At 75.0% G+C, this 13,244-nt stretch carries 14 protein-coding genes; 5 read left to right on the forward strand and 9 right to left on the reverse strand.

Going from position 1 to position 13,244, the window contains the following annotated elements:
- Positions 1 to 16: 16 nt before the first annotated feature.
- The 7 genes from BLW04_RS08920 to BLW04_RS29565 all read right to left on the reverse strand — a co-directional run bounded on the left by BLW04_RS08920 (position 17) and on the right by BLW04_RS29565 (position 5,669).
- Entirely contained in the window at positions 17 to 1,147 is a 1,131-nt protein-coding gene (locus BLW04_RS08920) for a glycosyltransferase family 2 protein (protein ID WP_217630938.1), read from the reverse strand.
- Entirely contained in the window at positions 1,144 to 1,929 is a 786-nt protein-coding gene (locus tag BLW04_RS08925) for a carotenoid biosynthesis protein (RefSeq protein ID WP_254781198.1), read from the reverse strand. The genes BLW04_RS08920 and BLW04_RS08925 overlap by 4 nt, the downstream gene beginning before the upstream one ends.
- Before the next feature lie 47 nt (positions 1,930 to 1,976).
- Complete coding sequence (locus BLW04_RS08930; RefSeq protein ID WP_091538861.1) at positions 1,977 to 3,623, reverse strand: phytoene desaturase family protein; 1,647 nt, start codon at positions 3,621 to 3,623, stop codon at positions 1,977 to 1,979.
- Positions 3,624 to 3,631: 8 nt separating this feature from the next.
- On the reverse strand, positions 3,632 to 4,213 hold the full coding sequence (locus BLW04_RS08935; RefSeq protein ID WP_091538866.1) for a GNAT family N-acetyltransferase: 582 nt from the start codon (positions 4,211 to 4,213) through the stop codon (positions 3,632 to 3,634).
- Positions 4,210 to 4,734, reverse strand: a complete 525-nt coding sequence (locus BLW04_RS08940; RefSeq protein WP_091538870.1) for a YbaK/EbsC family protein — start codon at positions 4,732 to 4,734, stop codon at positions 4,210 to 4,212. The genes BLW04_RS08935 and BLW04_RS08940 overlap by 4 nt, the downstream gene beginning before the upstream one ends.
- 72 nt (positions 4,735 to 4,806) lie before the next feature.
- Positions 4,807 to 5,232 carry a type II toxin-antitoxin system VapC family toxin gene (locus tag BLW04_RS08945; RefSeq protein WP_091538873.1) on the reverse strand — a complete coding sequence of 142 codons (426 nt, stop codon included), beginning with the start codon at positions 5,230 to 5,232 and terminating at the stop codon, positions 4,807 to 4,809.
- Between the two features lie 5 nt (positions 5,233 to 5,237).
- Positions 5,238 to 5,669 (reverse strand): type II toxin-antitoxin system Phd/YefM family antitoxin, encoded by a 432-nt coding sequence (locus BLW04_RS29565; RefSeq protein WP_371327780.1) that lies wholly within the window; start codon positions 5,667 to 5,669, stop codon positions 5,238 to 5,240.
- Positions 5,670 to 5,867: 198 nt separating this feature from the next.
- Here BLW04_RS29565 and BLW04_RS08955 point away from each other — a divergent pair, with 198 nt between their 5' ends.
- The 3 genes from BLW04_RS08955 to BLW04_RS08965 are packed head-to-tail and all read left to right on the forward strand — an operon-like array spanning position 5,868 to position 10,419.
- Entirely contained in the window at positions 5,868 to 6,197 is a 330-nt protein-coding gene (locus tag BLW04_RS08955; protein ID WP_091538877.1) for a DUF6504 family protein, read from the forward strand.
- Complete coding sequence (locus tag BLW04_RS08960; RefSeq protein WP_091538880.1) at positions 6,197 to 6,697, forward strand: SAV_6107 family HEPN domain-containing protein; 501 nt, start codon at positions 6,197 to 6,199, stop codon at positions 6,695 to 6,697. Before BLW04_RS08955 ends, BLW04_RS08960 begins: the two co-directional genes overlap by 1 nt.
- Positions 6,694 to 10,419 carry a DNA polymerase III subunit alpha gene (locus BLW04_RS08965; RefSeq protein WP_091538884.1) on the forward strand — a complete coding sequence of 1,242 codons (3,726 nt, stop codon included), beginning with the start codon at positions 6,694 to 6,696 and terminating at the stop codon, positions 10,417 to 10,419. The genes BLW04_RS08960 and BLW04_RS08965 overlap by 4 nt, the downstream gene beginning before the upstream one ends.
- Before the next feature lie 60 nt (positions 10,420 to 10,479).
- On the opposite strand, the gene BLW04_RS29570 is transcribed toward BLW04_RS08965, so the two are convergent.
- The gene (locus BLW04_RS29570) at positions 10,480 to 10,923 is read right to left on the reverse strand and encodes an MOSC domain-containing protein (protein ID WP_091538887.1); all 444 of its coding nucleotides are present in this window, start codon (positions 10,921 to 10,923) and stop codon (positions 10,480 to 10,482) included.
- On the reverse strand, positions 10,880 to 11,086 hold the full coding sequence (locus BLW04_RS08975) for an MOSC N-terminal beta barrel domain-containing protein (protein ID WP_175483968.1): 207 nt from the start codon (positions 11,084 to 11,086) through the stop codon (positions 10,880 to 10,882). Before BLW04_RS08975 ends, BLW04_RS29570 begins: the two co-directional genes overlap by 44 nt.
- A 138-nt stretch (positions 11,087 to 11,224) precedes the next feature.
- Here BLW04_RS08975 and BLW04_RS08980 point away from each other — a divergent pair, with 138 nt between their 5' ends.
- Together BLW04_RS08980 and BLW04_RS08985 are read left to right on the forward strand one after the other, a co-directional pair.
- On the forward strand, positions 11,225 to 12,004 hold the full coding sequence (locus tag BLW04_RS08980) for a class I SAM-dependent methyltransferase (protein WP_091538893.1): 780 nt from the start codon (positions 11,225 to 11,227) through the stop codon (positions 12,002 to 12,004).
- On the forward strand, positions 12,001 to 13,242 hold the full coding sequence (locus BLW04_RS08985; protein ID WP_091538896.1) for an alkaline phosphatase family protein: 1,242 nt from the start codon (positions 12,001 to 12,003) through the stop codon (positions 13,240 to 13,242). Before BLW04_RS08980 ends, BLW04_RS08985 begins: the two co-directional genes overlap by 4 nt.
- Positions 13,243 to 13,244 lie beyond the last annotated feature (2 nt).

Here is a 13,244-nt window from a genome sequence, read left to right on the forward strand (position 1 = left end):
GGCGGGCTCGCGCGGGTCAGCCGTGATGGGAGCCGGGGCCGGGGAGCGGCCGGCCACGCCACTGCAGCTCGCCGCGTCGCCGCCCGTGCAGTGACCGGGCGACGAGCACGTCGAGGAGCAGCACGGAGGCCGGGTGCGCCAGCGCATCGGGCCAGACCCGCCCGCCCGTGCCGGCGGCGGTCACCGCCCGGCCGGCGACGCCCGCGGCGTAGCCGACCAGCCCGGCACGGGAGCCGGTGAGGGCGGCCAGCGGCGGGAGCAGCCACACCGTGCTCAGCACCAGCGCCGCCACGGCCGCGGCCGCGGGCCGGCCACCGACGGCCGACCACAGCGACTTGGCGTAGCCGTCCCGGACGCCGGGCCAGTCGTCGTACATCCGGCAGGCGGCCAGTGTGGAACCGTCCACGACGACGCCGCGCCCACCGGATGCCTTGACCGCACGCAGCAGCGCGACATCCTCGATCACCTCGCCGCGCACGGCTGAATGCCCGCCGGCCCGGGCGTAGGCGGCGGCGCGCACCACCAGGAACTGGCCGTTGGCGGCGGCGAGCGAGGGGCGCGCGGAGCGCTCGGCCAGCCGCAGCGGCAGCAGCGTGGCCCACAACCACTGCTGCAGTGGCTGCACCAGGCGCTCGGCTCCGCTGCCGGCCAGCTGCCGCGGCCATGGCGACACCAGGTCCAGGTCGTGGGCCCGCAGCAACGCGACGGCCGACGCGAGCGCGTCGGGCATCAGTCGCACGTCGGCGTCCAGGAAGACCAGCACCTCGGCGTCCCCGGCCGCGGCGGCGCCCTGCGCGCAGGCGTTCGGTTTGCCCAGCCAGCCCGGGCCCGGCGGCGTCCCGCGCAGCAGCTGGACCCGCGGGTCACCGACGGCGGCGACCAGGTCGGCCGTGCCGTCGGTGGAGCCGTCGTCGACGACCAGGACCTGCAGGTCGGGCACGCCGCGCTGGTCGAGCACCGCGGCCAGGCAGTCGGTCACGTGCTCGGCCTCGTCCCGGACCGGCAGGACGGCGGCCACCCGGCCGGTCACCGCCGGCGCCGGGACGACGGGCCGGCGCAGCAGCCGGGTGTTCACCGCGGCGTGCAGCGCCCCGGCCACCGACAGGCCCGCGCAGGCCCGGACCAGACCGCGTCCCCAGCGCCTCACCGGCCGTGGGCCCAGCGGCGTGTGCTGATCCCGAGCGCGACCACGACCGGCACCGACAGCAGCGCCCCCCAGGCCGCCGACCCGGGCAGCCCGAGCCAGCCGGCGTGCGCCAGCGCTCCGCCCAGCGTCATCCAGCCGAGCACCAGCAGCGGCGGGCCGTCGCCGGCGGTGGGTGCCGGGGGCGCTGCCGGGATGGCCGTCCGGGCGACCAGCGCGTCGAGCAGGGGCATAAGTACCAGCCCGGCCAGCAGCCAGCCGGCGAGGTTGGTCAGCGGGACCGTGTCGATGCCGGGCAGCCCCGGGGTCGGATGCTTCCAGCGCCAGTAGCCGGCCTGCACCATCTGCGGGTCCAGCACGACGTCCCAGGCGGCGAAGACGTAGGCGGCGACGAGCACCCGCAGCAACGGACGGCGGCCGGCCCGGACCCGGGCGGTCAGCCGGACGGCCAGCACCCAGCTGGGCCAGGCCATCATCAGCCAGGCCAGCGGCACCAGGAACGGGACGCCGACAACCGTCGGTCCCAGCGCATCGCTGTAGGAGTACTCGCCGTAGGGGAAGCCGGTGGACAGGCCGAGGGCCTCGGCGAACACCGCGACCCCCGCCACGGTGACCAGCACGCCCAGCCCGGTGCGCCACCCGCGGCCGACCGTGGCGGCGACGATCGAGACGCCGGCGCCCAGCAGCACGATCGACCAGCTCACCGCGTCGCGCGCCGCGCCGTCGGTCAGCGGATAGGCGATGGCGGTGAGCACGACGGCGCCGGCGAGCACCCAGGGCAGCACGCGCGCCCGAAAGGCTCCGGTCCGGACAGCCGGTGCCGCCACGCTGGTCATCGCCGGCGGAGCCCGCGCAGTCGCCGTCCGAGCTCGGCCCGGGCGCGGGCGGCCGCCGTCCGGTCGGCGAGCACCACGCGCGCCGCGGTCCGGCCGGAGTTGCCCGAGACCCCGCCGCCGGGGTGCGTGGAGGCGCCGGTCAGGTAGAGCCCCGCCAGCCCGGGGACACGGTGGCCGGACAGTGCTGGCGTCGGCCGGAAGGCGAACATGCTGGCCAGCCCCATCTCCACGTGCATGACGTTGCCACGGGGCAGGGACAGTTCCCGCTCCAGCTGCAGCGGGGTCTGCACGTACAGCTGCTGTACCGAGGCGGCGAAGCCAGGTGCGTACCGGTCGACGGCGGCGATCAGCTGCCGCGCGGCCGGTTCGGCCAGCGCGTCCCAGTCACCCCCGTCGGCGAGGGTGTACGGATACCACTGCCCCCAGACGGTGACCACGTGCTGACCGGCGGGGGCGAGTGTCGGATCGCTCGCGCTGAAGGACATGGCCAGCGGCACCGGCTCCCGCGGCAGTTCGCCGGCCTGCCAGTCGCCGTGCGCGCGGGCCAGCTGCGCCCGGTCGGTGCACAGCAGTTGCAGTCCATGTAACGCCTCGTCGCCGACCGCGCCCGGATAGGCCGGCAGCGCGTCGGTCAGCGCCCGCACGACCAGGCCGAAGCCATTGCCCACCGGCGGGTCGGCATCGGCCAGCGCGGGGGGTGCGTCGTCCCCGGCCAGCGCCCGGGTGGCCAGCAGGTGGCAGGCGGCCACCACGATCGGCGCGGGAATCCGCCGTCCGGAGACGGTCTGCACGCCGACGACCCGGCGCTCCCCGGGAGGGCCCTCGACGAGCAGTCGCGCAGCGCCGTCGCCCAGGGTGACCCGGCCGCCGTCGGCGGCCAGTCGCGCGGCCAGCGCCTGGGTCAACCCGCCGGACCCACCGACCGGGTGGCCGGGCGGAACGTCGTGCAGCAGCGCGACCCAGCCGACCATCGCCGCCGTGCCGGGCTCAGACATCGGCGGCCCCGACTGGGCGCCGAACCAGGCCAGCGCGGCCTTGAGCCGCTCACTGGTGAACCAGCGGTCGAGCAGTGCGTCGCCGGAGCCGAGGAAGTCGGTGGCGATCTCGCCGCCGGGGGTTCGGGGCTGCCCGCGCCGGGGTGCGCCGACCGGCCAGAGGTGCCGGACCAGCCGGGCCGGGCTGGGCCGGTCGCCGAAGGCCCGGACGACGGCGGCGCTGCGGGGGCCCCAGACCTGGACGAACCGCCGGTAGGCCGCGGCGTCGGCCGGACCGCAGGCAGCCTCGATCGAGGCGCAGGTGGCGTCCAGGTCGACGGAGAAGACCAGCGGCCGGCCGGCCGGTCCCGGATGACCCGGCGTGGGTGCGGGGGCGAAGCCCCAGGGATCGCAGTCGAGGTAGCGCAGGCCGTACCGCTCGAGTTCGAGCTCCTCGACGACCCCGCTGTGCCGGATGATCACGTGCGCGCTGGAGCCGCGGTCGACCCGCACGCCCGGCCAGCGCTCGACGGTGGAGACCGCGCCGCCGAGCACCTCGTCGGACTCCACGACCTCCACCCGCAGCCCGGCCCGGGCCAGGTGGCAGGCGGCGACCAGCCCGTTGTGCCCGGCGCCGACGACGACGGCGTCGACGGCGGTGGGCCCCATGACGGTGATCAGTCCCTCGGCGACGGTGGGCGGAGCGGCAGCCGGACGCCGAGGATGGCGAAGGGGCGGGCATCGCCGGGGAAGTGGTAGCCGCGGGCCAGGTCGACGAAGCCGTCAGCGCGGTAGAGCCGGAACGCCTTGGTGTCGGTGTCCGGGGTGCTCAGCAGCGCGGCCGGCTGGTCGAGGTCCTCCAGCAGGGCGTGCAGCAACTGGCGGCCCAGGCCCCGGCTCTGCTGGTCGGGGAGCACATGCAGCTCACACACCTCGAAGGCGCCGGGCAGCCACTGCTTGACGGTGCGCCGGTCCAGCGCCTGGCGGACCTGGTCGTGCCACCACTGACCGGAGGCGACCAGATAGCCGTAGCCGAATCCGACCAGCCGTTCGCCGCCCTCCGGGGTCTCGACGAACGCGCCGACGGCGCGAAAACCCTCCCGCTCGGTGTGCTGGATCGCGTAGCCGTACCGGCCGGCGACGACGGAGTCGCCGTAGCCCATCGCCGCGCCGTAGATGGCCAGCACCTCGTGCAGGTGGTCACGCATCCAGGGGGTCGGCAGGCTGGTGACCCGGGTCGCCGGTGCCGTGCCGGTCATCGGGCAGCCACCTGCGGCTCGTCCACCGGCGGGCCGACCGGGCCCGGACCGACCTCGGCCGGGGTGCCGGCGGTCAGGCGCAGCAGCTCGTCGTAGGTGGTGGGGAAGACGGCGTGCGGATGGCCTGCGGCGGCCCACACCCGCTCGTGGCGGACCAGCTCGACGTCGACCAGTGTGCCGATCGGCGCCGGATGGCCGATCGGTGCGACCCCGCCGATGGCCTGGCCGGTGTGCCGGCGGACGAAGTCGGGAGTCGCCCGAGTGATCCGGGCGACACCCAGCAGCGCGGCGACTGCGGCCTCGTCGACCCGGTGGGCGCCGCTGGCGAGGACGAGGAGGGGCTCGCCGTCGACGTCGAAGACCAGGCTGTTGGCGATGGCGCCCACCGCGACGCCGAGCTGCGCGGCGGCCGTGGCGGCGGTGCGGGCGCTGTCGGGGAGCTCGCGCACCTGGCCGGGAGCGCCGGCCGCACGCAGCAGTCGCGTGACCTCGGCGACCCTGGGGTGTTCCGACGGGGGCATGCCCGGATCCTTCCACCGGCACTGGGCGCGTGCCGCACCCGGTTCACCTGCCCGCTTGCGGGACTGCTGCTCCTACTCCGCCGGAGCCAGCTGCACGCCCACCGATCGCGCTCCTGCCCGCAGTCGCTGGTCCCACACTGCGAACAGGGTGTCGGCGGCGCCGACGGCGAGCAGGCTGGCCAGGTGCACCGCATCGGCGCCGCGCAGCGCGTGTCGGCCGGCCAGCAGCCCGGCGTGCGCGGTAACGGGTGCGGTCAGCTCGACGGTCCTGATCGCCGCCCAGTACTCCTCCCAGGCCGCTTCGGCACGATCCTGATCGGCCGGCTCCAGACGATGGGCACGCCCCGCGGCGGCCAGTGCGGCACGTACTTCGGGATAGGCGAGTCGGCTGGACACCGCGGCATCGCAACCGTCCCACAGCGCGGCGGCGAGGTCGCTGCCGTCCTCCTCGACGAGGAGCTTGACGAAGGCGCTGCTGTCGAAATAGACGATGGCCACAGCGGTCAGCGGCGCTCGTCGCTCACCAGCTCAGCCACCGGGCCCTGCGCGTGCACACGGTCGGCACCTCGCGCAGTGGGGCGACCAGCCCGGGGCGGTCTGCTCAAAACTCCACGCTGCACGAGCTGATCGAGCAGCGGCGCAGTGTCGACCGGCACCAGTCGTGCCACCGGCGTGCCACGGTCGGTGACGACCACCTCCTCGCCCGCCCGGGCTCGCTCGATCCAGCTCGACAGGTCTGCACGCAAAACGCTGACGGCTACATCCATGGGGTAAATGTACAACTCGAGAACTCGCATCCGTACGTGGCGTTCCCATGGTGGGCATGGTCCGTCGACACGAGCCTTCCTATGCGCGGAGGGAGTCGCCCTCGACTCGCGATGAGACGTCCAATGGCGGGAGGGGGGAGTGGCATCGCCTTGAAATCCTCGGTCCATTCAGTCACTGCACCGACACGGTCCCTGGACACGCCCTCTGCGCTTGACGCCCGGATAGCACTCCGGTCTACTTCTCGGTGTTCGAACACCTGTTCGAACACCGGCGACCCTGTCGCCGGCCCGGGCGCCGCCTTGTGCGCTTCCCCGCCGGGCCGGCCCGGGGGCGCGCGGTGGGGCGAGAGAGTTGCGGAGTCTGTCATGAGCCGAGTGCTCGTCGGGGCCGGTGGCCACGTCGGTGAAGAGGTGCAGGTCGAGCAGGGGCCGCACGGGCCGGCCCAGTTCTGGCGCGGGCAGGGCCGCTACGTCGTAGGGGAACTGCTCGACTCCTGGGTGGAGACCGCACCCTGGTGGCAGCCGGGTGAGGGCGCCGGCCGCGGCGGGGCGTCCGCCGAGCTGGTGGCCACCCGGCAGGTGTGGCGGGTCGAGGCCGTCCGGGCCGGCCGGTCGCGGATGAGTTTCGCCGGGGTGTTCGACCTGTCCTGGGAGCCGACGGGCAACCAGTGGCTGCTCGTGCGGGTGCACGACTGATGGCCGCCGCTCTGTCCCTCGCCCCCGACCAGCTGCCGTTGCTCCCGCCGCTGTCGCCGGCCGCCGCTCAGTTGCTCGGGCAGGCGCACCGTGGGCTCACCGAGGCCGCCGCCAGCCGCGACGCCGGCTGGCGTTACGCGACCGCCCACCTGGCCGCGCTGCGCGGCGCCGCCGCGGTGCTCGCCACCCGGACCGGGCCGGAGACCGGCCGTCGCCGGCCACGCAGTGCCTGGGTGCTCATCAGCCAGGTCGCTCCCGAGCTGGGGGAGTGGGCAGCCTTCTTCGCCGCCGGTGCGGCCAAGCGCGCCGCCGCCGAGGCCGGGCTGTCCTCCGCCGTCACCGAGCGGGAGGCCGACGACCTGGTCCGCGACGTGGGCACCTTCCTCCGGGTCGTGGAGTCGACGATCAGCCGGCCCACGCCCGAGCCGCCGGCCGGGCGCCTGCGGTCGGTGGGCCAGCCGGGCACCGGACGCCGTTCGTCGGGCACGGGAAGGGCATGAGCGACCCGTTCGTCCACCTGCACGTTGCTTCCGGCTACTCGATGCGCTACGGCGCCAACCACCCCGCCGACCTGGTCGCCCGGGCCGCCGAGCACGGCATGGGGACGCTGGCGCTCACCGACCGCGACGGTCTCTACGGCGCGGTGAAGTTCGCCCTGGCCTGCCGGTCGGCAGGCATCCGGCCACTGTTCGGCGTCGACCTGGTCGTCGACCCGGTCGCCGGTGGCGAGCCGGGCGACCCGGCCGCCGGGCCGGGCGCCGGCGCGCGGCGTCCAGGTGGTCACGTCCTCTCGGCCGCTGCCGCCCGGGGGCGGGCCGACCACCCTGCCGGCCGCCGGTCCCCGGCCAGGGGCGGGGCCAGCGTCGACCCGCGGCTACCGCGGGTCACCTTCCTGGCCCGCGACGGCGCCGGCTGGGCGTCGCTGTGCCGGCTGACCAGCGCCACCCATCTCGGGGGCACCCGCGGGGAACCGGTCAGCTCGCTGACCGTCGCCGGCGCGCACGCCCCCGGGCTGCTGGCGGTGCTGGGCCCGGACTCCTCCGTGGGCCGGGCGCTCGCCGCCGGCCGCGCCGACCTGGCGCACGCCCGGCTGGCGTCCTGGCGGGCGGTGTTCGGCCCCGGTGCGCTGGTGCTGGAGGTCGTGCACCACCGCGGGCAGGGCGACCGCTCCCGGGCGCAGGCGATGCTGCGGCTGGCCGCCGAGGCCGGGGTGCCGGCGGTGCTCACCAACGCGGTGCGCTACGTCGACGCCCTCGACGCCCCCACCGCCGACGTGCTGGACGCCGCCCGCCGGCTGGTGCCGCTCGGGCAGCGGCACGTCGACCGGCGCACCGCCGAGGGCTATCTGAAGTCGGGCAAGGAGATGGCCACCCTCGCCGAGGAGCTCACCGGTCCCGACCGGGACGCCGCACAGCAGTTGCTGACCACCACCGCGCGGGTCGCCGAGCAGTGCGCCGTCGACATCCGCGCCGACCTGGGCATCGGCACGGTGCGCTACCCCGAGCTCGACGTGGTCACCACCGCGGCCGAGCAGGGCATGGGGCCCTCGGCGGTGCTGCGGGCCCGCTGCGAGGCCGGCTTCGGCCGCCGGGGGATGGTGCCCTCGGCCGCGGTGCGCGAACGGCTGGAGGAGGAGTTGGCGGTGATCGACCAGCTCGGCTACCCCTCCTACTTCCTCACCGTCGCCGACGTGGTCGGCCTGATCAAAGAGCTGCGGGTGCGGGCGGCGGCCCGTGGCTCGGGCGCCGGCAGCCTGGTCACCTACCTGCTGGGCATCTCCGACGTCGACCCGATCCGGTACGGCCTGCTGATGGAGCGCTTCCTCTCCCCACTGCGCCACCAGCTGCCAGACATCGACATCGACGTGGAGTCCGCCCGGCGGATGGAGGTCTACGACGCGGTGATCGCCCGCTTCGGGGCCCACCGGGTCAGCTGCATCTCGATGATGGACACCTATCGGGTGCGGCACGCGATCCGTGACGTCGGCGCCGCGCTCGGGCTGCCGGCCGGCGAGGTCGACACGGTGGCCAAGGCGTTCCCGCACATCCGGGCCAATCAGGTGCACGCCGCGCTGCGCGACCTGCCGGAGCTGCGGGCCAGCCGGCTGGGCTCCAAGCGAAGTGGCGGTAGTGGTGATCTGGACCTGCTCTTCGACCTGGTCGCCCGGCTCGACGGCCTGCCCCGGCACATCGCCCTGCACCCGTGCGGGGTGCTGCTGTCCGACGCCACGCTGCTGGACCGCACCCCGGTCGAGAGCAGCTACCTCGGCTATCCGATGAGCCAGTTCGACAAGGACGACGTCGAGGAGTTGGGGCTGCTCAAGCTGGACCTGCTGGGCATCCGGATGCAGTCGGCGATCGCGCACGCCATGGACGAGGTGGCCCGGGTCGACGGGGAGCAGGTCGACATCGACGCCGTTCCGCGCGACGACCCGACGACCTTCGAGCTGATCCGCAGCACCCGGACCCTCGGCATGTTCCAGATCGAGTCACCCGGGCAGCGGGAGCTGGTCGGCAAGTTCGGTCCACAGACGTTCGAGGACCTCATCGTCGACATCTCGCTGTTCCGGCCCGGGCCGGTCAAGAGCGACATGGTCACCCCGTTCCTGATGGCCCGGAACGGCTGGCGGGCGCCGGTCTATCCGCACCCGGCGCTGCAGCCGGCGCTGGAGCAGACCGCCGGCGTGGTCGTCTTCCACGAGCAGGTGCTGCAGATCGTGTCGGTGATGACCGACTGCAGCCTGGCCGAGGCCGACGAGGTGCGCCGGGCGCTGGGGGAGAAGGACGCCCATCCGGAGGTGCGGGCCTGGTTCCTGCCCCGGGCTCTGGACAACGGCTTCGCACCTGCGGTGGCCCTGCAGGTGTGGGAGGTGCTGGTCGCCTTCGGCTCGTTCGGCTTCTGCAAGGCCCACGCCGCGGCCTTCGCGCTGCCCACCTACCAGTCGGCCTGGTTGAAGACCCACCACACTGCGGCGTTCCTGGCCGGCGTGCTCACCCACGACCCCGGGATGTACCCCAAGCGGCTGATCCTCGACGACGCCCGCAACTTCGGGGTCCGGGTGCTGGGTCTGGACGTCAACGCCTCCACCGGCACCTACCGGCTGGAGCGGGTGGAGGAGCCGGCCGAGGAGGAGCCCGGCGCGCCGGGTCCTCGGCCGGCGTGGATGCCGCCGGCGATGCCCGACCCGGGCCGGTACGGCATCCGGCTGTCGCTGGCCGACGTCAAGGGCATCACGGATGAGGAGGTGGCGCGCATCACCGACGGGCGGCCCTACCGCTCGCTGGCCGACTTCTGGCAGCGGGCCCGGGTATCCCGGCCGGTGGTGGAGCGGCTGGTGCTGGCCGGGGGGTTCGACTCGGTCTACGGCTTCGAGGTGCGCGACAGCGAGGGCGGGCGGCCGGCCCGGCGCCGGGAGCAGCTGACCCGCCGCGACCTGCTCCTGCAGATCGGCGAGCTCGACCGGTGGAGCCGCTCCGGCGCCCGGGCTAAGAGCACCGGGCAACTGGGCCTCGACCTCTTCGCAGTCGAGGAGGCCGAGGGCGACCAGCCGGAGTTCGTCTCCAGTGGCCTCCCGGAGTTCACCGACGCCGAGCGGGTGCGGGCCGAGCTGGAGGTGCTGGGGTTGGACGCCAGCCGGCACGTGATCGAGGACTACCGGCCGTTCCTCGCTGCGCTGGGTGCCGTCCCGGCCGGTGAGCTGCTCGGCTGCCGGAGCGGGGCGGAGGTGCTGGTGGCCGGGGTGAAGGTGGCGACCCAGACCCCGCCGATCCGGTCCGGGCGCCGGGTGGTGTTCGTGACCCTGGACGACGGCACCGGGTGTGCGGACTCGACCTTCTTCGAGGACGTGCAGGGTCCCTACGCCGCGACGGTCTTCCACGGGTGGTTGCTGGTCATCCGCGGCGTGATGCGGCGCACCGGGCCGCGGGGGGTGTCGATGCGGGCGACCGGCGCCTGGGAGCTGCCGGCGCTGCACGAGGCGTGGGAGATCGGCGGCCTGGACGCGGTGGCCGAGCTGATGGCCGCGCCGGGGGCCTACACCGAGCAGGCGATCGCCGGGGCGGCTGCCTCGCACGGTCCCCGTCCGGTGGTGGTCCGGCCGGTGCTGGTACATCCGACGGGGTTCCGGATGTCGCCCTACGCCGACATCAAGCCGGCCGGCGACGACGCCAAGATCGCCCCGCGCAAGCTGTGGCACTCCAGCCCGGGCAGTTCGGGACGCTGAGCAGCGCTGAGCAGGCGCTGAGCAGGCACCGGCGGCACCGGCAGCGAGGCCGCCACCGAGCTAGGGGTAGGTCCGGCTGCAGCGTGGACGGCGTTGCTCACAGCGGCCGGACCACGTTCCCGTTCCAGATGGTGCCGGTGCCCTGGACGTGGGCCTGCAGCCCCCAGCTGGAGGTCGTGGACGTCGACCGATCCAGCTGTCTTCCACGAATCCATCGGACGCGACGGTCTCGATCAAGACGTTCCCGCGGAATCGCTGTGCGTCGATCGGCTGGCCGACCAGCCGACTCAGGTGCTCGACCGACCCGGTGGTGAGCACGTGCACTGGGGACTCGTCGCGGTGACGAATGTCCGACTCGCGGCGCAGCTGCACCGGTCGACCCACAGCCGCACTCATCAGTCGGTCGGTTGCAGCATCCCCCGCCCCGGTGGCTGGTCCCTGAGGGAACACCACCAACGGCTCACGCTGTCCATCGAGATGGGCTCGATACCTGCAGCAGCCCATCGACGCGGCGGAATCGACGGGTGGTCTCGCCGCTCACGATGCCACCGTCGGCGGTGTAGACAGCCCAGGCACGGTCAGCGGCGAGACCGCGTTCGCCGACCTCGACCTTCGGAAGGACCTCGCCGAGCATCGACTTGACCGGATGGTGGGCGAGCATGGACACCCGGCCGACCAGCACGTCCGCGAACTACCTGTCGACGTCGCCTGCGGTCTGCACCGTGCCGTCCCCGATGGCGGCGGCGCTGGTCGCGGGCTGTTCCATGCGAGGTGACCCGCCCCGCCCGCCACTAGGCTCCGCGGGGTGCCATCACCTGAGCCCGCCGCCGGCGCGCAGTCCCCTGCCCGGACCGCGGCGATCTGGGCCGCGCTGTCCCCGGTGGTCGACGCCGGCACTCCGCTGCGGGTGCTGGACGTGGGCGGTGGCAGCGGCATGTTCGCCGTCCCGCTGGCCCAGCTCGGGCACGACGTCACCGTCATCGACCCCAGCGCCGACGCCCTGGCCACGCTGCACCGCCGGGCCGACACCGCCGGCGTGGGCAGCCGGGTCCGCGGCGTGCAGGGCGACGGCGACCGGATGCACGCCGTCCTCGCGGCCTCCGGCCGGGCGGTGCAGGCGGGAGCGCAGGAGGCCGGGCCGGAGGGGAACTTCGACCTCGTGCTCTGCCACTCGGTGCTCGAGGTGGTCGACGACCCGGTGAGCACGCTGCGGGAGATTGCCGCCGCCCTGCGCCCCGGCGGGCAGCTGTCCATCGCCACGGCCAACCGCGCCGGTGCAGTGCTCGCCCGCGCCGTCGCCGGCCACCCCGTGGAGGCCCGGGCGCTGCTCGACGACACCGACCCCGCACCCGGCCGGTCCCGTCCGGCCCGCCGCCGGTTCAGCCCGCCGGAGCTGCTCGACCTGGTCACCGGCGCCGGGCTGCTGCCGGGGGAGTGGCGCGGCATCTCCGTCGTCGCCGATCTGCTCAGCGCCTCCTCCGGCGCCGCCCCGGCCGCCGTCCGCAACCTGGAACTCGCCCTGGCCGGCACCTCGCCCTACCGGGACGTCGCCACCGGTCTGCACGTGCTGGCCACTCGCCCGTGACGTTCCCGCCCGTCCGGCCCCGTCCCGGGTCCCGCCCTGAGCGTGCGAAGGGTGGGGAGGACGGGGTCCTTCCACTGCCCACCGACCTGGAGCGGCCGGTCTACGGGGCCGCGAACCTCGCCGACGTGCTCCCCGGCGTCGCGGCCGCCCTCGGGGTGCCGATCGCGCGCGGGGACCTCCCGGCCGACCCGCTCGACCTCACCGGCGCGCTGGCCGGCGCCCGCCGCGTCGCCGTCCTGCTCGTCGACGGGCTCGGCGCCGACCTGGTCCGGGCCCACCCGGCGCAGGCACTTGTCCTCAACCAGCTGGCCGCCCCGGCCGGGGTGCTCGGCGCCCCCTGCCCCAGCACCACCCCGGTCAGTCTCACCACCCTCGGCACCGGCCGGCCCCCCGGCGCCCACGGCGTGCTCGGCTTCGTCACCGACGTGCCCGGCGAAGACCGCACGCTCGACCACGTGCGCTGGACCGACGACCCCGACCCGTTGCAGTGGCAGGCCGTGCCCACCGTGTTCGAGCAGACCGCCGCGGCCGGGATGGCCAGCACCGTCGTCGGCCCGCACACCTTCGCCCGCTCCGGTCTGACCCGCGCGGCCTATCGCGGCGCCCACTACGCCGCCGCCTACAGCGCCGGCGACCTGGTCGCCGGTGTGCACCAGGCGCTGACCGCCGCCCCGCGGTCCCTGGTCTACGGCTACACCGCCGACCTCGACCTGACCGGCCACGTCCGCGGCGTCGACTCGCCCGCCTGGCGCAACCAGCTCGGCCTGGTCGACCGCCTGGTCGACCAGCTGGTCGCCGGCCTCCCCGACGACGGTGCGCTGCTGGTGACCGCCGACCACGGCATGCTCGACGTCCCCGAGCACACCCGCTTCGACGTCGACGACGTGCCCGAGCTGGCCGAGGGCGTCCGGGTGCTGGCCGGGGAGCCCCGCGCCCGCTACGTGCACGCCCGCCCGGGCGCCACCGACGACGTGCTCGCCACCTGGCGCGCCGCCCTCGCCCATCGGGCCTGGGTGGTCAGCCGCGAGGAGGCCATCGACAGTGGCGTGTTCGGACCGGTCGAACCCGGGCTGGCCGCGCGGATCGGGGACGTCGTCGCCCTCGCCCGGGGCAGCTGGGCGATGGTCGCCACCCAGCGGGAACCGGTCCCCTCGCGGCTCGCCGCCCACCACGGGTCGCTGACCGCGACGGAGCTGGCGATCCCGCTGCTCATGGCCCGCGGCGCCGCGCTGGGCTGACG

It is taken from the genome of Modestobacter sp. DSM 44400, assembly GCF_900107175.1.
Classification (GTDB): domain Bacteria; phylum Actinomycetota; class Actinomycetes; order Mycobacteriales; family Geodermatophilaceae; genus Modestobacter.

Bases quoted from the DNA above. Each gene is read 5' to 3' on its own strand.
- BLW04_RS08930 (WP_091538861.1), bottom strand. From the start codon at position 3,623: ATGGGGCCCACCGCCGTCGACGCCGTCGTCGTCGGCGCCGGGCACAAC.
- BLW04_RS08935 (WP_091538866.1), bottom strand. From the start codon at position 4,213: ATGACCGGCACGGCACCGGCGACCCGGGTCACCAGCCTGCCGACCCCC.
- BLW04_RS08940 (WP_091538870.1), bottom strand. From the start codon at position 4,734: ATGCCCCCGTCGGAACACCCCAGGGTCGCCGAGGTCACGCGACTGCTG.
- BLW04_RS29565 (WP_371327780.1), bottom strand. From the start codon at position 5,669: ATGGACCGAGGATTTCAAGGCGATGCCACTCCCCCCTCCCGCCATTGG.
- BLW04_RS08955 (WP_091538877.1), top strand. From the start codon at position 5,868: ATGAGCCGAGTGCTCGTCGGGGCCGGTGGCCACGTCGGTGAAGAGGTG.
- BLW04_RS08960 (WP_091538880.1), top strand. From the start codon at position 6,197: ATGGCCGCCGCTCTGTCCCTCGCCCCCGACCAGCTGCCGTTGCTCCCG.
- BLW04_RS08965 (WP_091538884.1), top strand. From the start codon at position 6,694: ATGAGCGACCCGTTCGTCCACCTGCACGTTGCTTCCGGCTACTCGATG.
- BLW04_RS29570 (WP_091538887.1), bottom strand. From the start codon at position 10,923: ATGGGCTGCTGCAGGTATCGAGCCCATCTCGATGGACAGCGTGAGCCG.